Annotated in this window: 26 protein-coding genes; 6 read left to right on the top strand and 20 right to left on the bottom strand. The window is 61.6% G+C overall.

The features are described 5' to 3' along the window. Nucleotides 1–157: 157 nt before the first annotated feature. Entirely contained in the window at nt 158–727 is a 570-nt protein-coding gene (locus ACFVTG_RS13220) for a hypothetical protein (RefSeq protein ID WP_390281058.1), read from the bottom strand. Nucleotides 728–905: 178 nt separating this feature from the next. On the opposite strand from ACFVTG_RS13220, the gene ACFVTG_RS13215 reads away from it, so the two are divergent. Continuing rightward, nucleotides 906–1,880 carry an aldo/keto reductase gene (locus tag ACFVTG_RS13215; RefSeq protein ID WP_390281056.1) on the top strand — a complete coding sequence of 325 codons (975 nt, stop codon included), beginning with the start codon at nt 906–908 and terminating at the stop codon, nt 1,878–1,880. Nucleotides 1,881–2,141: 261 nt separating this feature from the next. Further along, nucleotides 2,142–3,899, top strand: a complete 1,758-nt coding sequence (locus ACFVTG_RS13210) for an AAA family ATPase (RefSeq protein WP_390281054.1) — start codon at nt 2,142–2,144, stop codon at nt 3,897–3,899. A gap of 764 nt (nt 3,900–4,663) precedes the next feature. Here the strand turns inward: ACFVTG_RS13210 and ACFVTG_RS13205 are convergent. The 3 genes from ACFVTG_RS13205 to ACFVTG_RS13195 form a co-directional block, all read right to left on the bottom strand. Continuing rightward, nucleotides 4,664–5,770 carry an ABC transporter substrate-binding protein gene (locus ACFVTG_RS13205; protein ID WP_390281052.1) on the bottom strand — a complete coding sequence of 369 codons (1,107 nt, stop codon included), beginning with the start codon at nt 5,768–5,770 and terminating at the stop codon, nt 4,664–4,666. Nucleotides 5,771–5,836: 66 nt separating this feature from the next. Then, nucleotides 5,837–6,691 (bottom strand): ABC transporter permease, encoded by an 855-nt coding sequence (locus tag ACFVTG_RS13200; RefSeq protein WP_284756230.1) that lies wholly within the window; start codon nt 6,689–6,691, stop codon nt 5,837–5,839. Between the two features lie 26 nt (nt 6,692–6,717). Beyond that, nucleotides 6,718–7,575: an ABC transporter ATP-binding protein gene (locus ACFVTG_RS13195; RefSeq protein WP_390281049.1), complete on the bottom strand. Its 858-nt coding sequence runs from the start codon at nt 7,573–7,575 to the stop codon at nt 6,718–6,720. Between the two features lie 249 nt (nt 7,576–7,824). Between ACFVTG_RS13195 and ACFVTG_RS13190 the strand changes: the two genes are divergently transcribed. Then, nucleotides 7,825–8,493: a response regulator gene (locus tag ACFVTG_RS13190; RefSeq protein ID WP_390281047.1), complete on the top strand. Its 669-nt coding sequence runs from the start codon at nt 7,825–7,827 to the stop codon at nt 8,491–8,493. 37 nt (nt 8,494–8,530) lie between these two features. Here the strand turns inward: ACFVTG_RS13190 and ACFVTG_RS13185 are convergent, their stop codons facing one another. Both ACFVTG_RS13185 and ACFVTG_RS13180 read right to left on the bottom strand, forming a co-directional pair. After that, the gene (locus ACFVTG_RS13185; protein WP_390281045.1) at nt 8,531–9,094 is read right to left on the bottom strand and encodes a YceI family protein; all 564 of its coding nucleotides are present in this window, start codon (nt 9,092–9,094) and stop codon (nt 8,531–8,533) included. 103 nt (nt 9,095–9,197) lie between these two features. Continuing rightward, the gene (locus ACFVTG_RS13180; RefSeq protein ID WP_390281043.1) at nt 9,198–9,737 is read right to left on the bottom strand and encodes a flavodoxin domain-containing protein; all 540 of its coding nucleotides are present in this window, start codon (nt 9,735–9,737) and stop codon (nt 9,198–9,200) included. 108 nt (nt 9,738–9,845) lie between these two features. On the opposite strand from ACFVTG_RS13180, the gene ACFVTG_RS13175 reads away from it, so the two are divergent. Next, nucleotides 9,846–11,180, top strand: a complete 1,335-nt coding sequence (locus ACFVTG_RS13175; RefSeq protein ID WP_390281041.1) for a DUF2254 domain-containing protein — start codon at nt 9,846–9,848, stop codon at nt 11,178–11,180. A 12-nt stretch (nt 11,181–11,192) separates the two neighbouring features. Here ACFVTG_RS13175 and ACFVTG_RS13170 read toward each other — a convergent pair whose 3' ends face one another. The 12 genes from ACFVTG_RS13170 to ACFVTG_RS13115 all read right to left on the bottom strand — a co-directional run bounded on the left by ACFVTG_RS13170 (nt 11,193) and on the right by ACFVTG_RS13115 (nt 23,919). Further along, nucleotides 11,193–12,584: a hypothetical protein gene (locus ACFVTG_RS13170; RefSeq protein WP_390281039.1), complete on the bottom strand. Its 1,392-nt coding sequence runs from the start codon at nt 12,582–12,584 to the stop codon at nt 11,193–11,195. 117 nt (nt 12,585–12,701) lie between these two features. After that, a complete protein-coding gene (locus ACFVTG_RS13165) occupies nt 12,702–13,115 on the bottom strand; it encodes an ester cyclase (protein WP_284756219.1) in 414 nt (137 codons plus the stop codon). Nucleotides 13,116–13,174: 59 nt separating this feature from the next. Next, nucleotides 13,175–13,942, bottom strand: coding sequence for a DUF2182 domain-containing protein (locus ACFVTG_RS13160; RefSeq protein WP_390281037.1), 768 nt, complete (start codon nt 13,940–13,942; stop codon nt 13,175–13,177). Nucleotides 13,943–14,080: 138 nt separating this feature from the next. Beyond that, nucleotides 14,081–14,587: a hypothetical protein gene (locus ACFVTG_RS13155; RefSeq protein ID WP_390281035.1), complete on the bottom strand. Its 507-nt coding sequence runs from the start codon at nt 14,585–14,587 to the stop codon at nt 14,081–14,083. A gap of 48 nt (nt 14,588–14,635) precedes the next feature. Beyond that, nucleotides 14,636–15,076 (bottom strand): hypothetical protein, encoded by a 441-nt coding sequence (locus ACFVTG_RS13150; protein WP_390281033.1) that lies wholly within the window; start codon nt 15,074–15,076, stop codon nt 14,636–14,638. A 228-nt stretch (nt 15,077–15,304) separates the two neighbouring features. After that, entirely contained in the window at nt 15,305–16,282 is a 978-nt protein-coding gene (locus ACFVTG_RS13145; RefSeq protein WP_390281031.1) for a glycosyltransferase family 87 protein, read from the bottom strand. A gap of 38 nt (nt 16,283–16,320) precedes the next feature. Continuing rightward, complete coding sequence (locus ACFVTG_RS13140; RefSeq protein WP_390281029.1) at nt 16,321–16,608, bottom strand: hypothetical protein; 288 nt, start codon at nt 16,606–16,608, stop codon at nt 16,321–16,323. Between the two features lie 80 nt (nt 16,609–16,688). Beyond that, nucleotides 16,689–17,309 carry a hypothetical protein gene (locus ACFVTG_RS13135; protein ID WP_390281027.1) on the bottom strand — a complete coding sequence of 207 codons (621 nt, stop codon included), beginning with the start codon at nt 17,307–17,309 and terminating at the stop codon, nt 16,689–16,691. 464 nt (nt 17,310–17,773) lie between these two features. Beyond that, nucleotides 17,774–20,335: a LuxR C-terminal-related transcriptional regulator gene (locus ACFVTG_RS13130; protein ID WP_390281025.1), complete on the bottom strand. Its 2,562-nt coding sequence runs from the start codon at nt 20,333–20,335 to the stop codon at nt 17,774–17,776. 239 nt (nt 20,336–20,574) lie between these two features. Further along, nucleotides 20,575–21,942 carry an MFS transporter gene (locus tag ACFVTG_RS13125; RefSeq protein WP_390281023.1) on the bottom strand — a complete coding sequence of 456 codons (1,368 nt, stop codon included), beginning with the start codon at nt 21,940–21,942 and terminating at the stop codon, nt 20,575–20,577. Nucleotides 21,943–22,011: 69 nt separating this feature from the next. Next, complete coding sequence (locus ACFVTG_RS13120) at nt 22,012–22,926, bottom strand: hypothetical protein (RefSeq protein WP_390281019.1); 915 nt, start codon at nt 22,924–22,926, stop codon at nt 22,012–22,014. A 444-nt stretch (nt 22,927–23,370) separates the two neighbouring features. Further along, nucleotides 23,371–23,919, bottom strand: coding sequence for a TetR/AcrR family transcriptional regulator (locus ACFVTG_RS13115; RefSeq protein ID WP_390281017.1), 549 nt, complete (start codon nt 23,917–23,919; stop codon nt 23,371–23,373). A 115-nt stretch (nt 23,920–24,034) separates the two neighbouring features. On the opposite strand from ACFVTG_RS13115, the gene ACFVTG_RS13110 reads away from it, so the two are divergent. Further along, nucleotides 24,035–25,459: an MFS transporter gene (locus ACFVTG_RS13110; protein WP_390281015.1), complete on the top strand. Its 1,425-nt coding sequence runs from the start codon at nt 24,035–24,037 to the stop codon at nt 25,457–25,459. Nucleotides 25,460–25,468: 9 nt separating this feature from the next. On the opposite strand, the gene ACFVTG_RS13105 is transcribed toward ACFVTG_RS13110, so the two are convergent. After that, complete coding sequence (locus ACFVTG_RS13105; RefSeq protein ID WP_390281013.1) at nt 25,469–25,972, bottom strand: DUF664 domain-containing protein; 504 nt, start codon at nt 25,970–25,972, stop codon at nt 25,469–25,471. A 9-nt stretch (nt 25,973–25,981) separates the two neighbouring features. Further along, entirely contained in the window at nt 25,982–26,320 is a 339-nt protein-coding gene (locus tag ACFVTG_RS13100) for a hypothetical protein (RefSeq protein WP_390281011.1), read from the bottom strand. Nucleotides 26,321–26,454: 134 nt separating this feature from the next. Between ACFVTG_RS13100 and ACFVTG_RS13095 the strand changes: the two genes are divergently transcribed. Further along, nucleotides 26,455–26,778: a hypothetical protein gene (locus ACFVTG_RS13095; RefSeq protein WP_284756200.1), complete on the top strand. Its 324-nt coding sequence runs from the start codon at nt 26,455–26,457 to the stop codon at nt 26,776–26,778. The last annotated feature ends 20 nt before the right edge of the window (nt 26,779–26,798 follow it).

The raw sequence follows: 26,798 nt of genomic DNA, 5'->3' as shown, positions 1-26,798 counted from the left end.
ATACGGCCAGCAACGAACCTGAGAGCAATCTACCGCGGGCAGTCTCACATTCTCGTTTGGGACATCAAGTGACAAATGGTTCCAACCAATGCATCGGGCTTTGGGCGCGACGAACAGGATGCTCCATTGACCCGGGAGACTGGTGCCGCTTTCATGGTTAGCTGGGCGTCGCCGTCGTCTGTTTAAGCTTGCCGTCAACACCTCGAACCCAGAATCGTCCGTCGCTGTCCATGAACTCGATGGCCGGCATGTAGCCAGAGTTGCCCGGCACAGGCTCCAACACCCGTTGCCTCTCGACATAAATCGGCCACCTCTTGAGCTCGCTGAAAAAATATCGGCCCGGCGGAAGGATTTTTGCCGATGCTCGAATTTCCGGGATCGGAGTGCCGTTCCGTGCAGCGCCTTGTGCTCGTTCGACCGAAAGACTGAAAACCGGCGCATCACCTGAATTGACCAGCTCAATCCCCCATTGAATTTTGCCGTCAATTTCGCCTTTTACTGGCCAGCACGCGACTCGTGACGCCTGATGACGTTCCGCAGCAACGATTGCCCTATCGTCACGCTCAGTCTCCAGCCTCCGCATCCGCTGCGATTCCTCCACCGTCTGCCTCGAATGGCGTGTGGCCCTGGCCACGAAGAACAATGCAAGCGCCGTTGCCAAGGCACTAATAATTTGTGCGACGTCCACCCAACCGCCCATGCCCAGCCTTTCGTAGAAGTTGGGCACAGACTACAAGTGGAATCAAATGGTCGCTTGTCACATGATGCTTGGACAGAAGGTTGTCGGGGCACCCACGCTTCTGTTGTCCGCTCTAGAGGTACGTGCCTATAGTGGCCCTACCCGTACCCCTCTCTGAGCACCGTCCTGCCGTCCAGCACGTTCTGCCACCTACAGGAGAGAACCCATGGAAAACCGCACGCTTGGTTCATTGACCGTTTCTGCCCTCGGCCTCGGCTGCATGGGCATGAGTGAGTTTTACGGCGAAGGGGACGACCGCGAGTCCCTCGCCACCATCAACGCCTTCCTCGACGCCGGCGGTAGCCTGTTGGACACTGCCGACATGTACGGGCCCTTCACCAACGAAAAGCTCATCGGCAAGGCCTTCGCCGGCCGCCGTGACGACGTCGTTCTGGCCACGAAATTCGGAAACGAACGCCGCGAGGACGGCTCCTTCCTGCGCGTAAACGGCAGGCCCGAATACGTTCGCTCCGCCTGCGACGCGAGCCTGCAACGCCTCGGCGTGGACCACATCGACCTGTACTACCAGCACCGGGTGGACAAGACCGTCCCCATCGAAGACACCGTGGGCGCCATGGCCGAACTGGTCCAGGCCGGGAAGGTCCGGCATCTGGGCCTGTCCGAGGCCGCGCCGGACACCATCCGCCGCGCCCATGCCGTGCATCCCATCACCGCGTTGCAGACCGAATACTCCCTCTGGGAGCGGGAGCCCGAAACGAAGGTCTTTCCGGTGCTTGCCCAACTGGGCATCGGATTCGTTCCCTACAGCCCGTTGGGCCGCGGCTTCCTGACCGGGCAGCTGCGCAGTGAGGCGGACTTCGCCGAGAACGACTACCGGCGGCACTCCCCTAGGTTCCAAGGCGAGAACTTCAAGCGCAACCTGGAGCTGGTGGACCGGGCGAAGGAACTTGCCGACCAGAAAAAATGCACACCAGGGCAGCTGGCCCTCGCGTGGCTGTTGGCACAGGGCGAACACATCGTCCCGATCCCGGGCACCAAGAAGCGCGAACGACTGGCAGAGAACCTTGGGGCCACCGCCGTCGTGCTCTCCGAAGAAGACCTGAAGCGCCTGGACGAACTGGCCCCGGCTGGGTCCGCTGCGGGATCCCGCTACCCCAATATGGCGAGCATCGACACTTAGGTCGAGACGCCCATGTATCAGCGCTTCCGAGCCCCACTCCAGCGGTTCGCACCGCCGCAGCCGAACAGGGGCTAAGGCAAGGCGGCCACCACGTAATGCGTGGTGACGGCCTTTGCTCATCTGGCTGATTGCGGTTTCGTGTGACGGTGGTCAAGAGTTCGACCGCCTGGCAAGGATTCCTTCGCTGTTGAACGGCTACCGAGCCCTGTACGATCTTTTCCGATGCGATCACGCACAAGAAGCTCGGTTGTAGGGGGAAACTTGCTGGATAGCTGGGCAGGCTTTGGAATCAAGGGCTACAGGAGTTTCGGTAATACGGAACCTGTGATCGTTGGACCTATGGAAAAAGTCCATTTAGTTGTCGGGCGCAACAATGTTGGTAAGTCCAACATCCTGCGGACCATGCATGATTTTCTGCCAAAGCTTCGCTCAGATATCTCGAGGCAGGCCGCTGAGTTGTTTCCAAGGCGGGAAGACACACCAATTCCGTCGGACGGAGAGCGAATTGTTTCCCTTGGGTTAAGGATGACGGAACCAGTCAGAGAGTCCTTCCAGCTAGGTCTGCCCAACAATCCTCTTACTCGGTACTTTGAAACCGAGGCCTACACCCGAGGCATCGACGGGATGGTATGGCTTGACTTCGAGTTACAGCCAGTCGCCGAGGCAACCACCCTGTCGATGGTTCCAAGTCTCCGTCAATTCACCGACGCAACGAGACGAATCTCCGGAGCGTCGACCAACGACCTCGAAAGGTTGAGTGGCCACATGCTCAACCGATCAACTTCAGATCCCCAGACAAATTTGAACGCTATCTTTAACGCGGCGAAGCCTTGGAAATTCATCCCTCAGACCGAATGGGTGGATGCGATCCGGGAATTGACGGCGACCGCGGATCCCGAGGGGCCAAGTACAGCCCTTCGGAACGGCCGGGGACTGATACCACACCTAGCTCAGCTGGCAAGGCCTCCGATTACCACACGCGCCCAGGACCAAGCCAAGTTCAATGCACTGCAAAACTTCGTCCGTGACGTTGTTGATGACCCCAAAGCCGAACTAGAAATCCCTATGGCTCAGGACACCCTCCACGTGATCATGGGCCGGGGCGAGGCGATGGGCCTTGATTCTCTTGGAACGGGCATCCACGAAGTGATCATGCTCGCGGCCATCGCCACGATCATCCAGGACACCCTGATCTGCATCGAAGAACCGGAAATACACCTCCACCCAGCGCTTCAACGGAAACTGATCTCGTATCTGCACCACAAAACGAACAACCGATACCTGATTTCCACGCATTCCGCTGCCTTACTGAATGCAGAAATTGCTTCTATCTCACACGTCACAACTGACGGAGACTTCAGTGCTGTCCGGCCAGTCGCGTCTGCCGCTACTCTCGCTCATGCCGTTTCTGACCTAGGCAACAGGGCTTCAGACCTCGTTCAATCCAACTACTTGATCTGGGTAGAAGGTCCTTCCGACCGGATTTACATTAACCACTGGTTCAACGTGAAGCACCCGGATCTTATTGAGGGAGCTCACTATTCCATCATGTTCTACGGCGGGGCACTTCTGAACCATTTGGCTGTCGATGACAAAGCAACCAAAGAGTTCATTGCCCTGCTCAGGATCAATCAGAACCTAGCCGTCGTTATCGACTCCGACCGTAAAGACGCAAACGACCGCTTGAACGACACCAAGCTTCGAATCCTTGACGAGATCAAGGAAATCGACGCGGTCGCGTGGGTCACCGACGGTTACACGCTCGAAAATTACGCCCTACCCGAGGCGCTGCAAGCTGTCATCGAATCGGAATATCCAGATAAAACGTACCAAGTTCCCACCGACCGACACACGTCACCATTGGCGCGCACATTCGCCAATTTCAAAACAAAACCAAGCAAGATCACCGTGGCACGGGGCATGGCCGAACGTAGTCAAGGCGAAAACACCTGGTACGGGGACCTTTGGCCACATGTCGACACACTTGCGAACGCCATCAAGGCGGCAAACGACCTGTGAGTAAGAACCTCGCGGAGCAGGCAGCCGAAAGGAGAAGTTCCCGCGAGGCGACGAAAATGAGGTCGAGTGCGCGTCCGAAGAGCAGGTTCGCCTCTTCCAGTTCGGGCAGGCCGGACGCTGAGACAACATGCACGCGTCACCGAAGGTTGACCCCTGAGAACCCTGCGCCTTAGTTTAAACAGACCGATCGTCCTGTTTTGGAATGCCCGCCTTCCCGATGGAGATGAACATGCGCCTCGTAAGGAAATCACTTCGGTTCCAAGCGGTGGTCCTGTGACGAGCCATGAAAGCAGAGCCGGGGACAGGAGCACCACCGGGCCTCTTCAACTCAAGAGCATCTGGAATGAGCATGAGCTAAGGAATTTTGACCTTATGGTCATACTGCAGATTTCCGGGTGCGAGCACATTGCGGGGCGCATAATCAAGGGCGAATCCGTGTCCACGGAGGACAAGTCGGTAGTCGTAATAGCGAACGAATTAGCGGAACAAAAAGGCTACCTTCCCCTGTTTGACGTGACCGATGACGACGTACGTATCTCGGAGAATGCAGGATCGGAGCTAAAGAAGTTCTTCAGATCCGACGAATGGCAAATGAGGGATCGAAGCAGTACCCGGCGGCTCTAGCGGCCGGGACGTAGCTCGACGGGACGCCACCGCCGTCGAACTAGTCCAAGAGTCCCCAAAGGAGCAAGAACCAAAACAATCGGCCTGCGTGGATTACCACGCAGGCCGATTGTCAGGGGGCTAGTTATAGAGGGGTGAGATTAGCCGTCGTTGCCGGCGGGGGTGGTGGTGGCGGTGTAGCCCTCGAGCTTGAGTGCGGCCTGGGCATACTTCTGGTTGAACGTGTCGGCGATGTTGACCTTGGAGGTGTCAACGCCGATGGTCTTCTCCTCATCGAAGATCGTCTTGGGGCCACCTGCAGGCATGATGCCGTCCGGGAGGAACTGACCCTTGTCCTGGTTCAGCGCGGAGACGTACTGGTCCTTGGAGATGGTGCTGTTCTGGACGTAGGACTGGGGCAGCTTGTCGGCGATGTCCTGCGCGGAGTGGGTGCTGATCCAGTGCATCGTGTCGACGAGGGCGTTGACAACCTTCTGGGCTGCGTCTTCGTGGGTCTTGACCCAGTCCGACTGGGCGAGAAGGCCGGCCGACGGCAGGGTGCCGCCAAGTGCTGCCTTGGCGCCGTCGGCGGTGGCGAGGTCGATTGCCGGAACGGCGAGGTTCTTGTTCTCAAGTGCGCCCACGGTCGGCTGGGTGGTCATGACGCAGTCAGCGGACCCGCGCTGGATGGCCGCGATTGCGGTTGCTCCGGCGCCGACGGCGATCGTGTGGTAGTCACTCTTCGCGAGGCCGGCCTTCGCGGCGACGAACTGCGTGAGCTCATCTGTTCCCGAGCCGAGGTCGGTGACGCCGACGGTCTTGCCCTTGAGGTCAGCGCCCGTTTTCACGTTCGCCTTGGGGCTGCACATGATGCGTTCTCCCGGGGCGCCCGAGAGCTGCACGAGGTTGATGACGTTCTTGCCCTTGGACTGGAAGTCGACCGTGTGGACGTACCACGCACCGGCCATGTCCACCTGCCCGGATGCCATTGCGTCTTCGGCGCCGACGCCGCCCTGGGACTCGGTGGAAAGCTCCACCTTGACGCCGTACTTCTGGTAGTAGCCGAGCTGCTCTGCGAGCTGGTACGGCAAGTAGATCTGCTTGTCGATACCGCCGACCATGAGCTTCACGGTGGGCATCGAGGCGGTGTCCGCTGCAGCGCTGCCGCTTGAGGAGCTGGTGCTACTTGCGGTGCTGGTGCCACAAGCTGCGAGGCTCAGGGCGATCACTCCGGCAGCGCCGACGGCGTAGATCTTGTTCTTCATCATGGTTGTGCTTTTCCTTCTATTTAGAGGATTCGAGCGTTGGGTAAGTTGAATGGAAGACGGCGAGCGTCAGATCGTCTGTGCTTCGGAACGGTTCGGCGGCCGCCACTTGAGCAGCGTGCGCTCCAGCAGGGCGATGAGGTATTCCGCGCCGAGCGTGATGACGGCGATGATCACCATGCAGGCGAAGACCGTATTGGGATCGAAGGTCCCCTGAGCCTGGCTGATGATGAGGCCGATTCCCTGCTGGGCGCCGAGCACTTCAGCAACAAGGGCGCCGATGATCGCGAAGCCGAACGCCGTGTGCAAGCTGGCGATGATCCAGGTCATTGCCGAGGGAATTGTCACGTGGATCGCGACCTGAAGCGGCGATGCACCCAAGACCCGCACGTTTCCGACCAGGTTCTGGTCCACTTCGCGGACACCCTGGAAGGCGTTGAAGAAGACGACGAAGAAGACCAGTACCGCTGCGAGCAGCACCTTCGGGAAGACGCCGAGGCCGAACGCCACGATGAAGATGGAGCCGAGCACGATTCTGGGGATCGAGTTCACGATCCGGATGTACGGGCCGACCACTTCGGACAGGTACTTGTTCGAGCCGAGCAGGATTCCGAGCACGACGCCGACGAGCGTTCCGAGCGCGAAGCCGTAGATGGCTTCCTGCATGGTGACCCAGAGGTTCTCCCAGATGGTGCCGAATGCCGTGCCCTTGGTGAAGAGATCCACCAGGCTGTTCCAGATTTCGGACGGCTGGCCGAAGAAGAACTTGTCCACCCAGCCAGCCGTGGTGAACCACTGCCAGCCACCGATCACGATGACCGCGAGGATGGCACGGCCGGCCCAAACCCACGTGGTGCGGCGGTTCATGGCACGCCGGGCGGAAACTTTAAGCTCACTCGCTTGCACTTGTGCTTGCTCTTGCACGGGAGCACCTCTGTTGATTGTGGTTGTCATGCTGCTGCACCCGCCGATTGCTTGTAGGCACGGGTGACTTCGTCCTTCAAGGACTCCCAGATCTGGCCCTGCAGCTCCAGGAACCGCTCCTCGTGCCGGATCTTCTGGACATCTCCGCGCGGCCTGGGCAGGTCGATGTGGAAGACATCCTTGATGGTGCCCGGGCTGCTGGTCATGATGACCACCTTGTCGGCGAGCGCCACTGCCTCGTCGAGGTCGTGCGTGATGAACAGGACCGAGGGGCGCAGTTCCTCCCAGAGCTGCAGCAGCTCGTTCTGCATGATGGCCTTGGTCTGCACGTCGAGGGCGCCGAAAGGCTCATCCATCAACAGGATCCGCGGGTTGTTGATCAGCGCCGCCGCCATGGCGACGCGCTTGCGCATGCCACCGGACAACTGGTGCGGATAGCGGTCCTCGAAGCCGGCCAGGCCCACGCGGCGCAGCCAGTCCCTTGCGAGCAAGGTGGCTTCCTTCTTGGGCGTCCCGAGCAACACCGGGCCGATCAAGACGTTTCCGAGAACGGTCTTCCAGGGGAAAAGAGCGTCCGCTTGGAACATGTAGCTGACACCCTCGGTGATGCCGTCGACGATCTGGTCGTGGACGCTTACCGAGCCGGCGCTTGGCCGCTCGAGTCCGGAAACCTGGGCCAGCGTGGTGGACTTGCCGCAGCCCGTCGGTCCCACGATCGCGCAGAACTCACCCGGCTCGACCCTAAGAGTCACATCGCGGATAGCAGTGAATGTCTCGTGCTTGGGCGTGAGGTAACGCTTGGTCAACCCGACAATGTCGATGCCCGCGGCGACCTCGGCCCTCTCGAAGGCCCCGGGTGGCCGGTTGGGGTGGATAGCATTCATAACGCTAAGACCTCTCTGTCTTTGAGTTCGTTTATCCAGCGGCAGCTTGCGATGCCACCCGGATCCCTTCCTTGGGAGTCCGACGAATTCGTGATGTGGATCACTGAAACTATGTAAAGCTTAGGAAGCGATCATCAGGCCCAGAAGTCTTCAGTAAGTTGTGCGCCTTAGCCGCAAAAGTGCACGTTTTGTGCGTTTTCTGCTGTCGCTTCAACTACTAAGGAAATGCCCGGGAAAGGAGCCCAAACCTTGATTAGGACGTTGGTGGTTGACGACGATTTCCGGGTCGCCGGAATCCACGCTGCCCGCGTGGCCAGGGTTGACGGTTTCGAATGCGTGGGTCAGGTGTACAGCGCCGCAGCCGCGCGGGAGGCAATCGTGCGCCTCAACCCGGACCTGCTCTTGCTGGATGTACACCTACCGGACGAGGACGGGATCTCGATGCTGCGATCCCTGCAGGCGGCCGGAACCGACGTCGACTGCATCGTCATTACCGCGGCCCAGGACCTGGCCACCGTCAAATCAGCGATGACCAGTGGCGCGGTCTACTACATGGTCAAGCCCTTCAGCTTTGACCGGCTCCGCACGCAGTTGGAGGCGTATCGGAACTGGCGGCAGGAGCTGGATTCCGCTTCAACTGCCGACCAGGCAACCATTGATAGCCTCTACAACGCGCGCTCGGCCGGGGTCAGGCCCGCGGCCCCGGCGCCTCGCCTGCAGCCCACCATGCAAAAAGCGCTCGACGCCGTCCGCGCCGCCGGGGGTCCCGTCAGCGCCGCTGAGATCGCCGGGCAACTCGGCGTCAGCCGCCCGACGGCTCAGCGTTACCTCAGCGCACTGGAAGGCAAGGGCCTTCTCGTTTTGGACCTCACGTATGGCGGCACCGGCCGCCCGCTCAACTCCTATACGGTGAGTTGAGCGGACGGCCGGCTACCTTGTGACTACTTGGTGCTGACTACTCGGCCGCGGCGGGCTCGGCCTGCTTCACGAGGGCAGCCTCGAGGTTGATCTTCACCTTGTCGCTCACCAGGAAACCGCCGGTCTCCAAGGCTGCGTTCCACGTCAGTCCGAAGTCCTTCCGGCTGATCTCGGTTTCGGCCGAGAACCCGGCGCGGGTCGCGCCGAAAGGATCAACCGCGACGCCCGTGAACTCAACTTCGAGCTCCACCGGCTTGGTGATCCCCCGGATGGTGAGGTCGCCCGTGAGGGTGTAGTCCTCGCCGTCGCCCTCTACGCTGGTGGCCCGGAAGGTCATCTCCGGGAACTTCTCGACGTCGAAGAAGTCGGCGCCGCGGACGTGGCCGTCACGGTTGGCGTCGCCGGAGTCGAAGCTCGCGGTCTTGACGGTTGCGTGGAGGGACGCGTCGGCCAGGGACTCGCGGACGCGGGCCTCGGCGCTCGCTTCCGTGAAGCGGCCGCGGACCTTGCTGATGCCGGCGTGCCGGACGCTGAAGCCGATCTCGCTGTGGGACATGTCCAGCAACCAGGTGCCGGAGGTCAAACCTTGGGGAAGAGTCATTTTTGGATCTCCTGATTCGAAAGAATTTCGCGTGGATCGATCCCTTCCACCCTTGTTGAGCCTCGGCATGAAGTCAAGGATTCTGGTGCGATCCGGCCGTTGCCTAAGCCACGTGTGTAGCCAATCGAGCCAGGAAGTCCTCGGTGAACCGCCTCACCCCGTCCCACTCGGTGTAGACGTAGTCCCGCGAGGTATCCGTGTCCAGGCTGCCCTTGTCGCGGGCGATCTTCTTCATCATGGCGCGTTTGAGGAAACCGTAATGGGTGTAGAGGAGGGCGCCGCTGAAGAGCCCCACCTGAGCCGGACGCCACCCCGTCTCAGCCTCGAACTTCTCCACATAACCCTCGGCGTTCACTTCATCGCCTTGGGCGGCAAGGCTGACCGAGAAGAAGGCGGAGGGAAGGCGCTCAAGCGCGGCGGTGTTTTTCCGGACAAAGTCCCCGACATAGCCCTCGTGCTTGCCCACATGGACGGACGCCCCCACCAGGACGGCGTCGTAACCGTCGGGCAAGGTATCCCCGGACTTCTTGATGTCCGCCGTCTGCACCTCGTGGCCGTGGCCACGAGCGACGTCGGCAATATATTCAGCAATCTGGGCCGTCTGTCCTTCAACGGTCCCGTAAGCAATGTAGATGTTGGCCATATGCCAGTGTGTCCCCGCTCCGTGCGGCCGCTATAGGGTCCAAGGTCCTCCGGATATTCAACAAGCCTCCCCTTGACTGGCGGGCACCGTCAGTCGAGAGTGTCACATGTGAGGCGTGAGGCCGTTCGGGAGTATCTGGCGAGTGCCCTGTGGGCGATGCCGACCTGCGCCGTCGTCCTCGCAATCATCGCGGGTGCGGGCCTTTCCGCCGTTCAGCTCGACGCCACGTCACCCTTCGCCGTCCTCCTCTTCCAAGGGACATCCGACGACGCGCGGAACCTGCTCATCGGGATCGCGAGCACCATGGTGACGGTCATCGCCGTCGTACTAGGACTTACGGTGGTGGCGCTGCAGCTCGCGTCGACGCAGTTCAGCCCGCGGCTGCTGCGGAACTTCCTGCGCGACATCCCCAACCAGGTAACCCTCAGCGCGTTTGTGGCCACGTTCGCATACAGCACCGCGGGCCTCTACACGGTCGGCATCGCCGCCGGACAGCGCACCCAGGACTACCCGCGCCTCGCGGTGAGCGGCGCACTGCTCCTGCTGTTCGTGAGCATGGTCATGCTCGTCTTCTTCGCCCACCATCTGTCGCATTCGATCCAGGTGGACCAAGTCATGAAGGGCGTCGAGAAGGCCACGCTCAAAGTGATCGAGCGGTCCTTCGTACCGGGTGATCCCGGAATCCGCATGCCAAACCCGCCGCCCGGCGCTACCGCCTTGCTTGTACCGCTGTCGGGATACGTTCAAGCCTTCCATCCCGAGTCGTTCGTCGAAGAGCTCGCGAACCGGGGCCTCACTGCCCGGATGGTGCCCATGATCGGCCGGCACGTCGTCGCAGGTTCCCCGCTCGCCTGGGTGTGGGAGGCCGCCGGCGGCGGCGCGGGTCCTCTTGCCCCCGACGGCGGCACTGAACTGCGCCGGGCGCTCGCCCAGAGCGTGCGGATCGGCTACGAACGGACCCTCGAGCAGGACGTCGCCTTCGGGATCCGGCAACTCGCCGACGTCGCGTCCAAGGCGCTCTCGCCCGCCATCAACGACCCCTACACCGCGAACCAGGCGGTGGACCATCTCGGCTCGATCCTCGCCGCCCTCTCACTCCGGCAGCACGGGCCGCAGGCCGTGGCGGACGCGCAAGGCACCGTCAGGCTGCATGTCCCGGCCCGCGATTTCGCCTATCTCGTGGATCTGGCCCTCGGACAGGTGCGACGGTACGGAGCGAACGAGCCTCGCGTGGTCAGGGCCCTGTTGCGCGTGTGCGGTGAGCTCGTGTGGTTCGGCGACGCGGCCCACCACGCCGTCGTGCGGCAATACGTGGAGACCCTCATGAGCGACGTGACCCGGCTCGTGGCCCAGCCAGCGGATCGCGAACCCCTCCTCGCTGAGGGCGCGGCGCTGCTCGAAGCCTTCGACGTCGCGGACGGCGCGAGCGACGCCGCCAACTAGGGCTTGCGTGCGTCATTCGATTTCTGCTTCCGCGGCTACGTTGCGGATGCCACGGGGGCGTCCTGCTTTGGTCCAGGCCCTGTACAGGAGGCTTGCGACGGCGAGGGCGGCAGCGAGGCTGACGATGGGGAAGCCGCGGGAGAGATTGGCAACGAGGGTGAAGGCCACGACGAGCGCTCCGACAGTGTTGAGGATGAAGACTCCCGGTTGGCGGTCCTTGCGGGCCAAGAGTGCCATGGAAACCAGGCCGCCGAGGAAGCTGAGGAAGACCGCGACGGCGTAGAACAGCACAAGCTCCTGGTCGTCGCCGCCAGCGACGGCTGTCACGGCACCGGCCAGCACGATGAACACCGTGACGCCCCAATAGGGCGTGTGATGGTGGTTGGTACGGCCCAGGGAGAGAGGAAGGACACCGACGGTCTCACCGTTGGGGTTGATGTGACGCGCCAGAGCCTTGAGCAGGCCCGGTCCAGCTTGGAAGCCCGAGGAAGCCGCCGAGAGCAGCAGCAGGGCAGTGACGAGCTGGAAGGCGGCGAACACCGGAGCAGGCGCAGCGAGGCGGGCAAGTTCAGCAATCTGCGTGCTGTCTTTCGGCGGAATGCCGACGTGCAACTGCGCGGCCTCGAGGGCAAGGCCAAGCGTGATCGTGCCAACGATGGCGAGAGTCAGCCAGAGAGTGAGCTGCCCGAAACGGCGCTTTCCGTCATTGTCGAGCTGACCGAGCTGGGCAACCGCCGAGGTCGCCGCTTCCACACCGGTGGCCATTGCCATGGCCACCGGGAACGCAAGCAGCACGGCAAGGACCGGTGGATGCCCGGGAGCGCCGACGATCGTGCCGGCCGCTTGAGGTGCTGCGCCCAGACCGTAGAGAAGGACGACGACGGAAACGACAATGAAGGCCACAGTCATTGCCGCGAAGACCAGCCTGCCCAGGTGTCCGAACCAGGTCGCGGCACCGACAAGGACCACCAGGCACAGCGCGAGCAGCAAACGCCACGGAGCAAGGGCGGGGAAATAGGCGATCACCGCCGAGGATCCCGCCGAGACGCTGATCGCTATAGTGAGCAGGAAATCCACCACCAGCGCGCCGATCGGGACGAAGGACCAGCCATCTCCGAAGGCCTCACCCACCGCGGCGGGCGCCCCGCCGCCTCTCGGGTAGCGCGCCACGAGTTGCCGGTAGTTCACGATGACCAGGGCGACGATGGCCACCACCAGGACCATCGTGGGGACCAGCAACGCCAAATCGCCGTTCAGGGCGCGCAGAGCCGCCTCGATGGCGTAAGCGACCGAGGAGACGGGATCGGCCATGACCGCGAAGGCAAACGCCAACAGCAGTGCGGGGCGGGAACGCAGACCTCTTCCCAGACCACCTCCGGTGGACGTTCCGCTCGGAATTTTCACGGGGATCTCCGGTTCCATGACAGACTTATCGACCTGCCGACCAGACTTCCCGGCTCACCTCCGAATGCCTCCCGCCCGCTGCTAGGAGCGCGGGCGGGAGACGCTATTGGGGAATCGCTACTGGGGTACGACGCCGATCTGCTGCATGAGGCTCAGGTTGTTCGTGGTTCCCCAATGCTCAGCAACCTTGCCGTCCTCGACGCGGATGATGTCGGTGCTGTCGAACTCGACGCTATTGCCCGTCGCCGGAACGCCTGCCATTTCCCCACTGTGCGTGCCCGTGAGAACGACGTAGCACGCCTCCAGGTTTCCGTCGGCCAGCGCCGGCTCGATCGTCTTGACCTTGATATCCGGGAACGCCGCTCGGATGGCGTTGACGAAGAATCGGGCGCCCTCCTTGCCGGGCGGTTGCCCCGGAAGAGCCTGCTCGTGATCGATCAAGTTATCCGTAGCCAGTTCATCAATGAGATCGAGATTCCCACCCTCGAGGATCTCTTTGTAAAAGCGCTCGATCAGTTTACTGCCAGCCATTTTCCGACTCCTTCATGAATGAGACCGTCCCATTTTTTCCCCCGCATTTACATCCCGACTCAGGGCCCCATCCCCGGCGCAACGGCGATAGCCACCGCGATCAGGGCCAGCGCGACGGCGACCAATCGGTTGGCGATCCGCCTCCACGGGAGCATCTTCTCCAAGGCAATGAACGCCCCGACCACAGCCATCCAGCCGACGCTCATGACGCCGAGTGCGAAGAGTGCCACCATCAGCGCCCAGCAGCAGGCAACGCACCAAGCACCGTGCTCGAGCCCGAGACGCAGCGCACCAAAACGTCCGTAGCGGATTCGCCGCAGGATGAAGTCCATCGGCGTCCGGCATTTCATCAGGGAGACGTTCTTGGCCGGCGTGAGCTGGTACACGGCCGCCAAGAAGATCACTCCAGCTGCCAAGTAGCGACCGCCCGGATCGGAGGAAAACAAACCGGGGATGAGGGACGCAACTAGTGCGTAGAGCGCGTACGCGGCGAGGCCGAAGATCGTCCACGAGATCAAGTAGCCAGCCACGAATACGGCGGTGGAACCTGCCGGGGCATAGCGCCCAGTCTCCCGACGGTGGTGGGTGATCCGGGCGTAGGCAACCACCATCGGCGCCACCGAGGGAAACATCATCGCCGCGAGCATCACCACCCAAGTCGTGAGGAAGAAGCCCAGCGGTCCAGGATCTGTCCAACGCCCCATGTCCATCCCGGACGTTTGCACGGCAGAAACGATCCAGCTCACGGCCGCGAGGACGAGCAGAACCGCGACCAAACCGGCCTCGCGTGGATCCATCCTGAAAGCTGTGGCTCGCGTGGCTCTCATGACAATTCCCAAGACATTGAGGACTCTCCTCGCTAGCACAACCGACTAGCGGAGCTCCCCCAAAGGCAGCGCCGAAACCACTTGGAACGAGACCACCAACCTCGATACGGCCGACGATATTCCGGCCTCATGAGGGTGTCAATGGTTCCCCGTGGCCGGGACCACGTCCCCCGTTTCGAGGCGGACCGGGCAGCCGAGCCGCGCTTCATAGGCGGCAACCAGGGCACTATTGTCTGCGCCCTCTGAAACCGTGACCACCACATGGGATCCGTCATTGGCCATCCCGACGACCCTGACTCTTGCATCTTCTGTTAAGAGGGTTCCCGCCCGGTCCATGACAGTTCCCGGAACGCACGCTGCTGAACGGATCGAGATGTCAACGCCGGGGAGTTGGTCGCGCAAAAGTGCGATGCGGGCGTTCTCCGGGCCGTGCCACGTGATGACGAGCTTCCCCTGTTCAAGGGCGACTGACCCGAAGTTGGGGTCGCCGCTTAGCTCTTTGGTGATGAGGCTTGCCGCTGACGCCAGCGCCCCGTCTTGCGGTGCCGCTTCGGTAATCTGGACCGGATCCGTAACTCGCATTGAGCCGGCATGACGTTGGACACCCCCGTCGCAGGCAGTCAACGCGGCCCCGGAGATCAGCATCGCTGTAACTATGCCTGCATTGCTTCTCCAACGCACAACAACCCCCAGCTACAAGGCCCTCACGAATGATTGAACTAGGAGGTCGTCGGCGCTGAAGTTGCCTGCCCACGATGCGAAGCTCTGGTTGATCGCAAGCATGTACAACGTGGCGCGGAAGGTGCCTTCGTAGGTGCCGTTAAGTCCCAATGAAATAAGAGGATAGAAGTCCTTGTGCTCATCAAAGCTGGCAAAGATTCCTTCCAGAAGCTTCTGGCGGTCCGGACTAAGGAACCACTCCGACGGCGCATCAGCCTCCGCCTCTTCGTATCTCGGGTCCGTTTCCTCCCACGAGTCGAGCCATTGTGCAGGGGTATCGAGCACAGCAGTTACTTCGATCCTCATCCCGCTTAGAACGCCTCGGATGGTATTCCAGGAACCCTCCAGGTTGCCAAGCCCCGACTCACCAGTTTCAAGGCCCGTGACCCTGATTCTGATTGTTGTTGTGCCCATTTGAGCTTGCTCGCGCAAGCTGATCTTCGGTTCATCAGGGTGCAATCTCGGCCGCACATAAGCATGCCCGTCGGCCCCCGTGAACAGGCGTCCGCGGACCTCGACCAAGCTTCCGTCTCGGACAGGAAGTAACAGCTGGCCTCTGCTTGGTGCACTATTTCTATCCATAAGATGTACTGACCTCTCGTCGGAATTGCCCGGCACCGCTATTGAGGGAGGGCGGAATTTCTAGATCTTGGCTGGGCGTCCTTCCAAGCGGCGTTGGGAGAGTATTGCTGCCGCGAGAGGCGAGGTGCGGCTCCTTAGCGCGAAGAACGTCCCTATCGTTGCGTTCGCAGTCATTCCGACAGTCAGAGCTGCCGCCAGCGTATGTCCCACACGGAAGATCTCCGCAGCAGCCAACAAGCCGAGAACGGCCACAACGATAACAATGACCTTGGAGGGCGAGACCGCCCAATGCCCGATCGCTCCGGCCGCCCCCTGTATGGAGTTGTTGCCAGCGCTGGCGAACTGGGTGCCCAGATCAACCTTTGAGCTGAGCTGCCACACGCTTGAGAACCAATAAGTGACTGATATGGCGGGAAACATGATCCCACCAATAATGACCGTCCCAGCAAAGCCCGCCATGGCAGAGCCGGCCATACGCCATTGTCTTGTCATCAAGAGATATGGAATGAAGATGGCCGGGTCCAGCTTGATACCGGCGGCGATCCCTATCAGCACCCCTTTCGGAAGAAACCGGGACAACCTTCCATTGGTGTGACGGACGAAATCCGCGAGACAGAGTCCGGCGAGGAACAAGTTGATCTGCCCCCACACCAAGTGCTGGGCGACGACCGTGGCACAACAGCCCAGAAAGAGAAGCGCTAGCCATATCATCCGTCGCCTGGGCAAAGACTGCGGCAGGCAAATACCAATGATGAACGCCAAAGTTGCCACGCAGCCTGTGGTCCACAGCATGAAGGACACCTGGGTAGAAAACAAACTCGTGATAGATAGGAGCGCAGTTGCGAAAGGCGTGTAGACGAAAGGCAGGCCCTCGGACGGCAGAAGTTCCCCAAAAACGTTGCGGGCATAAATATCTTCCCCGGGCCAAGACGCTACCGAAGCGTACCGATAAACCAAGAAATCCACCGGAGGGTAGACGCCGAGATTGAGCAGATACAGGTTGGCAAAGACGATCCCCAGCACCGGGACAATTGTCATTATTGGCCACATCCGAACAACGCTGCTCAAGGTTTCGGCTAATTCGAAGTAGCGCCCTTGTGGAAGCGCCCGTACCGGTGAAGGAACAGGTACATGCCTACGAACGTCACCAGGCCAAGAACGGGCCCTGCCCAAAGGGCAATGGGTGTCCCGTGGATGAGAACCGCGGCGCCGCCGAAAACGGCAGCGACAACTCCAGCTCCAGGATTGGCCGTAGCCAGCTTCCCCTGGATTTCGCGGCCCAGCTGGCGGTAGTGAATGGCTTGCAGGACAGCAAAGAGGATGAAGGCCGCGACCATGATCAATGACCATGGCGGGTCTGTCATTGACACTACGCTGACAGTTACCCCGAACAACGCTGACAGTGCGAGCCAATAATTGCGTACGGTCGAATCAGTCCCGGCGTTCATCGACATCCCCTGTTGAAGTCAATAACGGACCCGGCGATCGCCACGGCTGCCGAGCATCCCAATGCGGCCATGGGGCCGAAGAAGCCCATCGCGCCGCAGAAAGCCGAGTTTGTGCCCCACCAGGCCCATAGGGCAGCCCACGCGGACGGGCACTGAGGAAACATCGGCTTCATCCCCATTGACCCCTTACCGCCACCGATCATGCTCGGCTCAGCCTTAATTAGCTTGGCAACCTTAGTTTTGTTTGGACCATCCGCCAATTCAAGGGTCAGGTATCCGGAATCCGTGAGTGAAACCAGAGATTCCAGGACGTCCGTAGGCATGGATGCCGCAAGGAACTGCTGCTGCAATCCACTATCGAAACGGCTGTCTGAAGACAAATACTCCCTGAGCTCCTTCGATCCCTGAATCAGTTCCAGCCGGTTCGCGAAACCGGCAGGGTCCAGCTGGCGGGCTTGCTCCAGCCGTTTTATCGCCTCGGCCTTCTGCGCCTTCGTCGGCTCCAGCAAAACGGCCCCTTCACCGCTACCCACCACTGTCCGGTTCTCGGCAGCATTGGCAGTAGCCGGAGCTACCGAACCAAAAACAACAGCCACAGCCGCAACGAGTGCGGTCAACAGATGCAAAACTCTCGTCCAACGTGATACGTGAACCATCAAAATCCCCCAACCCAAAAACTGGCCGACCTTGGGGCGCCAAACTGCGAGTGATGATGGGTGGGGCGCCCCGACGAAGCAGATTGCTTCACAACGAAAGTATTCAGGACAGATAAACTAGTCAAGATATTTTAATAACAGATCGGAGGACTTTAATTTTATGGTCAGAACCAGAATGGATTGATCCATCCGTGCAGGCTTCGATATTACTCAATTCCGGCTTTGTGACCACTCAATTTGAGGTCCTTACATACTCAATTTCGAGTACTCACCACTCATTAATAGCAAAACGCTTGACACTGCCAGATAGGGAGTGCGTCAAGCCCCAACTCAGGGAGCGACCGGACTCACCGTGGCGGGCGCAGCCGAAGAGCAGTCATACTCCCAGCTGAATTGCAGCCGAGGATCTGCGGCCGGGCGTCCAGTTATCCACCGCTTGTTTGGGAGTTTCGAGCGTGCTCATAAAGGGACTGGCGCGTGGTGGTTCCGGTCTTGGCAAGGGCTCTGGAGATGTGGTTTTCCACGGTCCGTGGGCTGATCCCCAGGAGGGCAGCGATTTCGGGAGTGCGTTGGCTGCCTGCCAGGATGGCGATTTCCCTCTCCCGAGGAGTCAGACCCTGAGGATGCCCTCCCGTGTCGAGGGTCAGTAGTACCCCTTCTGGCGGGAAGCGGTTTTCGAAAGTTGAGATGATTTGATGAAAGGTTTTGGCCAAACCTCGGTGGCGTTTGAGGAGGTGACCCTTCACCACGCCTTTCAGGAGCCTGGTGATCGCGGGAAGGTCAAAGTCCACTTCGTATTGGTCCAGGAGAATCTTCAGTAGTTGGTGGTCGCGGTCCCGAATGGCACCGGCGATGGCAAGGAACTGGGCATGGGTGTTCACGCCGTTTTCCTGCAGTAGCCGTTGCGTGGTCTCCAGGATCTTGTGTCCGGGGTAGAGGGACAGCATGAACAATGAGGCATACACGGCTTCGGTGATGTAACCCCGGTCTAGTTGTTGTTCCAGAAGGTCGGCAGCCTTTTCATCAAACTCGGCTGGATCGGCGTATTTCCCGGTAACGAGCTCATAGACTGCTTTTCCGGTTCCAGGCAGGGGGCCGATGTCGGCGGCGTCTTTGCGTGCCTGAATCCCCAGCGAGGGGACATTCTTACCGGAGCTGGCCAATACGCGAAGGCCGGCGATTCTGAGCAAGGCGTCATGGAGGAAGCTCACGAGGAAGCCGGGCCGGCCGAGCGCGAACACGCCAGTCATTACATAGTCAGCTTCCTTGCTGAGTCCTTGTTGTGTCATGGCCAGTACCGCAACGTAGCTACTCGCGACGAAGCCGAACTGATCAAGGCGGCGCCGTGCCGCGGCTCGTTGACTGAGGGAGAAGATCATTGCTTCTTCGCCGTGGCCGGCAATATGGAGAGCGAGTCCGCGGATGAACGGTTCCATGCCTGCGGCAAGGTCGAAGCCATCTGCTGAATCAAGGGCCCGGAGGGCAGCCTGGGCGTCGAAGCGGTAGAGCTCCAGAATGCCCCGGATGACTGGCAGAACGCCACTCTCGGGATGGCGGCTGCGTAGCCTGTCCAGGGTTTCGTCGAGGTTCAAAGGCATTCGGTCAAAAGACGCCTGCAGGTAGAGTGCGAACGCCTGGGCTTCTGCACTCCAATCGGGGTGAGCTTGGCCGATCGCCTGGAGTATGCCCGTCGCGGCGGATGCTTCCCCGCCGCTGACGATGGCCCACAGCGCCCGCGTCATGGCGAAGAAGAAGTGATCGCCGGAATCAGCGCCAGCCGTCTCGGTTTCGCTGAAGACTTGTTCGATGCGTGACGGGTCGATCGGGCCGCCCCAATAGAACTTGAGGAACGCTGCTGCGTTGGACATGGTCTTTTCGGACCCCCAGACGCTGAATTGTGATTCCTCCAGTTCCCGTAGTTGTTCTTGGAAATGCTGCGTCGCAGCCGTGCCGCCGCCGGCTTCACTCCGCAAGTCTCCGATCAATTCGGCGAGAAGCTCAGGCGAGGAACTCTTTACCGGCGGGTCATGGGAATCGATCTCCCGGTTACTCCGGTCCGCCAGCACCCTGCGGGAGGATCGCATGTGAGGGTCACGGAAATGGTCGACAATAATGTGCGGACTAACGCTTACCCATATGGCTCCGCCGCTGTCTTCGGTGAGCGCAACCAGCCCGCGCATTTCGAGCCTGTCCAGGATATCTGCCTCAACTACTGGCTTCAGGGACCCCAGCGGCCGGGCTCCCACCACGGACAGGGTATGCAAAGCCGTCCGTTCATCGGCGCTTAGTCCGTGAAGGAGTTCCTGGACGGTGCTCTGTAGATATTCGTTCCAGAGTGTGTGCCCACCCATTCTCCACTGTCCACCATGGAGGATAAGTTGCTTGCTCAGCTCTGCGCTTTGGGCGATCCTGACCACGAGTCCCGGGCTGCCTCCAGATTTCATGAGCACGGCGGTGGTCAAATCCACATCCGGCGGCGACCCGAGTGTCTGGGCCAGCAGTTTGTTGACTTGATCGTAGTGAAGAGGACTGAGTCGAATCGTTGCCTCCGGCCATCGGGCAGGCATGAACACTGAGGCCCCTGAGTACAGTGGGGCATCGTCCATCGTCATCACAAGCGGCCGTTGGGTCCGCCCTTGAACAATGTCAATGACTGCCGCTGATTCCTTGTCGAGCTCATCGATATCGTCAACAACGAGCGCCCGGCGGCCTCGCCGAGCCAACCGTTCGGCAAGCACGTTCGCGACTCCTAGCGGCCCATTCTCTTGCCCGCGCCCTTCCAGTCCGAGTGCGCCAATCCCTGCGAACGGGGTCTCATTCAGGAGCCGCGAACCCGAGAGGCTGTAGACCGTGACACCGGCCTTTTCGAGGCCAGCGGCGATCGACTGCAGGACCGTCGATTTTCCACTTCCGGGGCCGCCGACGATCCGTACGCTCACGCCGCGAGACACGTAGTCAAGTGCCCGTCGGGTTTCCTCTTCGAACAATTCCCAACTCCTAACGCAGCTTTGAAATGTGAGAGCCTAGTGGCCTTCCAAATCTGCGGAGAGCGCCCCAGAGCCCTAGCCTGACAATCTATCCAACGCTACGGGCGAAAATGATCACTCAGTGTGCATTGCACTGAAATTGAGTGGGCATTGCACTGAAAATGAGTGGTCAAGGTGGGTCGGAGTAGGTATAGGGGGTCTGTCGAGCCGCAGCGGGTTTCGGAGCGGCGCGATGGGACTTAACCCACTGCCCCCGGCTTCCGCCAAGCCAGGGCCAACACAAACACCACCGCACTCAGCCCCAGCATCACCAACACCATGAGCCCCCAGTTTGCCTGGTTGACCCCGGGACCGTACAGCACACCAATGAGCACCGTCGCCGTGATGGCCCCGAGGTATCGGCACGTCTGGAAAATCCCGGCTGCCACTCCCCTATCCTCGGGCCGTGCGGACACATACAAGCCCTGGTTCGATGCCGTGCTGACCACCCCATACGGCACACCCATCAGCGCGGTGAGCACGAGCACCAGCGGGGGCCAGAAGGACAGCGTCAGCACCCCGAGCGCACCGGAAGCCAGCGCCAAAAGCACGACGCCGGCGATCATCACGGACCGCACGCCGAACCGCTCAATGAACCGCACCGTCACCGGCGTCATGAAAACCGACATGGCAGCAAGGGGAAGCATCAGCAGGCCGACCACCCCGGCGTCGTACTTTCCCGCCTGCTGCAGCAACTGCGGAAGCCCGAAGAAAGCAAAATAGTAGACCGCGCTGAACACCGCGAAACCCAAGTACAACAGCAGCAGCGGCCGGTTCCGGCCGAGCAGCCGCAAGTCCAGGAACGGCGGACTGAAACGCAACTCGCGCCAGGCAAACAGCGCGGCCAATACAACAGCGACGGCGATGAACCACCAGCGGTAGGCCGGCATGACGTTGAGCAGCGCCATCATCGCCAGCGTCAACGAAGCGATGAACGCCAGGATGCCCGGAATGTCCGAATCGCGAAGGAGGGCGGAGAGCTTGCCGCTTTCGCGTCCGACGTCGGGCGGCGCCACACGCTGCACCACGATCAGGGCCAGAAGCGAGATCGGCACGTTGATCGCGAACAGCGCCTGCCAGCCGATCAGGCTCACCAGGAGGCCGCCGACGACGGGTCCCACCGCAGCGGCCGAGGTGTTCGCCATCTGGATCCGCCCCAGAGGCCGGGTGGAGCTGATGTTCGCCTGCCGGCTGAGCGTCGAGACCATGACGACGGCGCACGGGTACGCCGTCGCGGTCCCCACCGCCATGAGCGCGCGGGCCACGCAGACCAGCGCAAAGTTCGGCGAGAACGGCGCCAGAACGCATGAAATTGCGACCACTGCCATGCCGAAGGTAAACAACCTCCGCGGACCAAAGCGGTCCGCCAGGCGGCCCATGAGCGGCTGGCCAGCCGCCGAGGCGAGATAGAAGGACGTGATCACCCAGGTGACCGTGGCGACGTCGAGCGCGAAGTCCTGGCGAAGAACCACGAGCGCGACGGCGATCATCGACGAGTTCAGCGGGTTCAGCGCCGTCCCGAGACTCAGTGCAGCGATCGCTAGGCCGGGGCGGGGTTTGTTGGTCACGTCCCTAAGTCTGGTCCATCGTTGCCTGAGGTCACGAAACGACGCGTCACGAACCTCGGCGGGGAGCCGTCAGCCCTGCGGTATGGACAGTACCGGCTTGCGCTTTCCGTTGGCATATTCAGTCACCGTCGGGACCGGGGGCTTTGGCGGGGCCACAACCCGAGCTGGCGGCGGGGGTGGCGGCGGCGCAGGCGGAATGCAGGAGTAGTTGTAGTCGAAGTCGGTGGTGAATTGGGTGAGCGCAACCACGCCGCCGGCTGTCAGTGGCGGGGCGGAGCAGAGTTCCACAGCGGACTCCGGAGACGTTGCTCCGGCAAGCCAGCTCTTAAGTCCGTTCAGGTTGCTGTCGGGGTGAAGCCGACCGGCGATTAGTCCGAACTGGTACGAGGTTGAGTAGATGCCCACCGCCGCGCCAATGCTCTGCAAAAAGGAGGCCATGCCTTCAATAACCGCGGCGTTGGCCACAGTGTCCCAGGACCAGGCGTTCCCGGTCTCCACGTCCAGCCACCACATGCGCTTGGCGGGGTCGCTGATCCCGTAACGATTGACGTCGTCGAAGGCCATTCCATAACCGTAGAGGTAGGCGCACGCCGCCGAAGCTGTCCCGTCGCAGCTCCCATATGGGTTGCGACCGCTCACGCCCACCTCCGCATCGGATGCCGGCCACCAGCCGCCATACCCCGCGGGATTGGCGGTATTCACATACACGGCGGACGCCGGCTGGCTCGTCCCGCCCGCCGAACCGTTGGCCCAGCCCAACTGTTCGGCGAGACAGGGATTCGCGGTGCCCGGCCGGCCGTCGTTCACTCCGACGATCCCGAACGCCTGGCCGGAAGGTAGCCAGCCACCACATTGGGGCCAGGAGATGTCGCTGCCCAAGACGATGCCCGAAGCCTCCAAGGGTGCGGCATTCGCGGGGGTGAATGTTGTGGCTATCCAAGCAAGCGAAAGGCAAGCGACGGCCATGAGTTTTGCAGTCTTCATGATGTGCGTCCTTGGCATGGTTCAGGGCCCTGCCGGGGGTTGGTGCTGCCGCACATTGCATCCCAAAAGCAATGGCAGTGAGCCATCTTCGGCTCACTTCGGATCCTACGGACGGGCTTCTGGGCAGCCTTGAGTGATCCCTACTCGAATTAGTTAACGAATTTGCGAGTGTTGCCCGTGTTGCACCCGGAGGGCGCACGACGGCGGTCGGCGGCAAGGCACTTAGGGCATACGCAGGCCAGGGAAAGTTCAGCGAGGATGGCGCCACGGCGCAAGTAGCCCGCCAGTGCTAAACGCTCCTGCGCACCCGTGCGCCGTCGTCATAGTGAGCGAGCGAACGCGAAAAACGCGCCATAAGTGAGCGAGGGTCGCCTGACACAGGGCAAAGCGCTCCGAGAGTGCAGGAGGATCGGGGAGCGTCCCCGGACGCGCGCTCTGAATCAGTCAGGAAGCTACAAGTCCGTCAGCGACTACCGCGAGCATGGATGCTGCCGCATCGGCCGGAAGTTCGCTGTTATCTACCACTGCGGCCACACCGCCGACGAGCCGGCTGATCTGCATCGCATCGACTCCAGGGCGCAAGGCGGAGTCCAACGCCTCGATCACGCGCTGATTAGCGCCGAGGTAGGTCTGGCACTTTGCCGCAAATGGTGAACCCGGGTCGCCTAGCGCCGCGGTGATCCGCGCGGCCGCACCCTTGTGTTCTGTCAGCATCGACGCATAGTCGGTCAGCCAGCTCAACAACTGCTCCCGCGCCGGGGCGTCGAGGGACAGTGCCCGGTCGACGGCGGTGCGGACCTTTTCTGCCCACGCCTCGAGGACCGCGTCGTACAGCGACTCTTTGGTCGGGAAGTGCCGGTAGAGCGTACCGGGTCCCACCTCGGCCGCTTTGGCAACTTCGTCCATGGAGACGGCTTCAAAGCCTTTGACACGGAAGAGTGCACGCGCAACCTCCACGATCCGGTCGCGGTTGCGTTGGGCGTCAGCGCGCACAGAAACACCTTTCAATACACCATTGCAAAACGGAGACTGTCTCCGTATAGTTCTAAACGGAGCAACTCTCCTCTTAGTGTACGTCAGCCCCCTCGGCTAGAACAGGACACCTCCCATGACACCCACAATCGCCACACGCGCACCCGCCGGGATCATCACATCCGGCCGTCGCGCCGGCAGCATTGGCCTCTGGCTGGTCATGCTGGCCCAACTCATGCTTGTCCTCGACGCGACCGTCGTGAACGTCGCGCTCCCCCACATCGCCACCGACCTCCACTTCGACCGGGCCGAGCTCAGCTGGGTCCTGAACGGCTACGCCGTCGCTTTCGGCGGCCTCCTGCTGCTCGGCGGACGGATCGGGGACGTCGTCGGCCGTCGTCGCACCTTCCTGGTGGGCGTCGCGGCCTTCACGCTCTTCTCATTGCTTGGTGGCCTGGCCACCTCGCCCCTACTCCTCGTCATCGCGCGCGCACTCCAGGGCCTAGGCGCCGCATTCGCCGCCCCGAGCGTCCTCGCGCTCATCACCACCAGCGCGAAGGACGACGGCGCGCGGAACCGGGCGCTCGCCCTGTTCTCCGCCATTGCCTCCATGGGAGGCGCGCTCGGGCTCATCCTCGGCGGGCTCCTCACCGATACCACCAGCTGGCGGTGGACCCTCTTCATCAACGTGCCGATCGGCGTCGTCGTCCTCATTGCGGTGCCGCGCCTCGTCGCGGAAACTCCCCGGCGGCCCGGACGCTTCGACCTCCTCGGAGCGGTGACCGCGACGGGCGGCGCCGTCGCCATCGTGTGGGGCCTCATCCAAGCGGGCGACGTCGGCTGGTCCAGCCCGCGCACGATCGGCGGCCTGCTTGTCGGCGCAGCGCTGATCGCAGTTCTCGCCGTTACCGAGCGGAGGGTGGCGCACCCGCTGCTCCGACCGCAACTGCTGCGCAGCCCGAGCCGACTGGCGGCGCTGGCCGCGATGGCGGCAACCTACGGTGGCATGCTGGCGATGTTCTTCCTTATGGTCCAGTACCTCGAAGACGATCTGCACCTCACGCCGATGGTGACCGGGCTTGCGTTCCTGCCGATGCCGCTAAGCATCTTCGCGATGTCGCGGATCGTCCCGCGGCTACTTGAGCGCTTCGGGGCCGTCCGGCTGGTGATCTTTGGCACCGCGCTTCGCGTCGTCGCCTTCTTGCCGCTCACACAACTGAAGACGGACACCCCGTTCGCCCTTGTTTTGCTTGCACTTCTGGGCACTGGAATCTCCGCCGGCATGACGTTCATGCCACTGACGACGCTCGCGCTTCGCAATGTCGAACCCGAGCACGCAGGGTCCGCGTCGGGACTCTTCCAGACAATGCAGCAACTGGGCGGCGCCGTCGGCCTGGCCATCGTGGCTTCTATCTACGCAGCCTTCGCGATCCCCGGCGACTTCCTGACCGGCGGGCGGGCCGGGTTCTGGTCGGCAACCGTCCTTTCCGCGCTCGCCCTGGCAGCCGTCTTGGGGTTGGTCTTCAAACCTCGGAACGCGGTATCTCGCAACGTGGCATGAGGGGTACGCTCACCGGCCGCCTAGGCCTTTGGCGTAGGCGGCCTGCCCCGCGTGCTGAAGGCAATCGGCAATCGTGCTGACCAGCCGCACGCCGAGTGTAACCGGCGGGTCCCAGCGGGTGTCGACGATGCGATCAAGGTCCTCGTCGTCGAGCGTTTTCACGAACGCCATCGTCTGCCGGTGGACGGCGTCGTAATATTCGAGCAGTAGCTCCGGCGGGGCCTGAACCGCGTCGACTTTATCGCTCGAGTGGCCATAGCCAGTGTCGCGTTCGGGCAGCGGCAGCTTGAAACGGCCGGCGAAATCCTGCGAAGTCCAGACCTGCTTCATCCCGGCGGCGGACGCGACTTGGACGTCCTCCACGCGGCTGAGGTGCCAGATCAACCACGCAATCGAGTTTCCGGTGCCGGCGGGCCGACGGACCAGGGACTCGTCGTCGACCCCTTCCAGGGTTGCGGCCACTACGTCACGGATCCGGCCAAAAGCATCCTGCAGCAGTTCGTTGGATTTCATCGCTTCCCTTCACTGTGTTCTTCGCTGAGACCCCACGAAGTCCAAGGCCTCACGTGCCAGGGCCAGCCACGTCTCCTCATCGTCAGCAGTGACGGTGAGCCACTCCTTCATTGCACGGCCCTTTCCGGCGTCAAACGGCGCACCAACTCCGGTTCCGATCAGCGTCTCAACACGCTGGTGCGGCAGCTTCACAACGAGCCTTCCTCCGGAAATCATTGCAAAAATCGAGCCGTGAACTTTCAGCGCGTTCGAACCGAATCCGCGCTGCCCCGGTTCTCCCGGCACGCTCACGCCGGGGCTGGCCCTGAATTCATCGACCAGCACGTTGAAACGCTCCTCAGGCAGCATGGGAACATCTTCCCGCCCCGGCTGTCGGGTAACAACGGGTAAACCGTCAGCTAAGTCGCGCGGGGTCAAACATCCGGCGGATCGGCAGGCATAAACTACAAGCAGAACGTCTCTTCCGACGCCGGGGAGCTCAAATGGACACTGAATTCGCTGATGTCATCGGTCATGATGTCACCACGATCACTTGCCTGTGCGGAAACACGGTCAGCAAAGAGGGATTGATTCAGGCCAACTCGCAGGGCGTCCCTGTTTACGCGGGAGCAGAGTCGCCGGTCCCTGCCGGACTGGCCGCGTGGCCCGACGATGAGGACCTCTACACCCTGTGTCCGTCATGCGGCCGGGTTTACCACGACACCGTCATTGAAGCGACAGGTACCGCGCCCGTGGCCTTTCAGGTAGACGTCACCGCCGGCCCGATCGCTGACGCGATCCGGATTCATTGGGAACTCAGCACCTGATTTTGGGACCAGTTTTCCTT

It is taken from the genome of Arthrobacter sp. NPDC058127, assembly GCF_042884555.1.
Lineage (GTDB): Bacteria > Actinomycetota > Actinomycetes > Actinomycetales > Micrococcaceae > Arthrobacter.
Note: the sequence above shows the minus strand (reverse complement) of the source record. Positions and strands in the feature narration are given on the sequence as shown.

Excerpts from the sequence above, each read along its gene's own strand:
- ACFVTG_RS13205 (WP_390281052.1), bottom strand. The coding sequence starts at position 5,770 with ATGATGAAGAACAAGATCTACGCCGTCGGCGCTGCCGGAGTGATCGCC.
- ACFVTG_RS13140 (WP_390281029.1), bottom strand. The coding sequence starts at position 16,608 with ATGACAGACCCGCCATGGTCATTGATCATGGTCGCGGCCTTCATCCTC.
- ACFVTG_RS13215 (WP_390281056.1), top strand. The coding sequence starts at position 906 with ATGGAAAACCGCACGCTTGGTTCATTGACCGTTTCTGCCCTCGGCCTC.
- ACFVTG_RS13110 (WP_390281015.1), top strand. The coding sequence starts at position 24,035 with ATGACACCCACAATCGCCACACGCGCACCCGCCGGGATCATCACATCC.
- ACFVTG_RS13195 (WP_390281049.1), bottom strand. The coding sequence starts at position 7,575 with ATGAATGCTATCCACCCCAACCGGCCACCCGGGGCCTTCGAGAGGGCC.
- ACFVTG_RS13145 (WP_390281031.1), bottom strand. The coding sequence starts at position 16,282 with ATGACAATTGTCCCGGTGCTGGGGATCGTCTTTGCCAACCTGTATCTG.
- ACFVTG_RS13095 (WP_284756200.1), top strand. The coding sequence starts at position 26,455 with ATGGACACTGAATTCGCTGATGTCATCGGTCATGATGTCACCACGATC.
- ACFVTG_RS13155 (WP_390281035.1), bottom strand. The coding sequence starts at position 14,587 with ATGCTGATCTCCGGGGCCGCGTTGACTGCCTGCGACGGGGGTGTCCAA.
- ACFVTG_RS13180 (WP_390281043.1), bottom strand. The coding sequence starts at position 9,737 with ATGGCCAACATCTACATTGCTTACGGGACCGTTGAAGGACAGACGGCC.
- ACFVTG_RS13100 (WP_390281011.1), bottom strand. The coding sequence starts at position 26,320 with ATGCTGCCTGAGGAGCGTTTCAACGTGCTGGTCGATGAATTCAGGGCC.
- ACFVTG_RS13150 (WP_390281033.1), bottom strand. The coding sequence starts at position 15,076 with ATGGGCACAACAACAATCAGAATCAGGGTCACGGGCCTTGAAACTGGT.
- ACFVTG_RS13120 (WP_390281019.1), bottom strand. The coding sequence starts at position 22,926 with ATGAAGACTGCAAAACTCATGGCCGTCGCTTGCCTTTCGCTTGCTTGG.
- ACFVTG_RS13185 (WP_390281045.1), bottom strand. The coding sequence starts at position 9,094 with ATGACTCTTCCCCAAGGTTTGACCTCCGGCACCTGGTTGCTGGACATG.
- ACFVTG_RS13160 (WP_390281037.1), bottom strand. The coding sequence starts at position 13,942 with ATGAGAGCCACGCGAGCCACAGCTTTCAGGATGGATCCACGCGAGGCC.
- ACFVTG_RS13105 (WP_390281013.1), bottom strand. The coding sequence starts at position 25,972 with ATGAAATCCAACGAACTGCTGCAGGATGCTTTTGGCCGGATCCGTGAC.
- ACFVTG_RS13165 (WP_284756219.1), bottom strand. The coding sequence starts at position 13,115 with ATGGCTGGCAGTAAACTGATCGAGCGCTTTTACAAAGAGATCCTCGAG.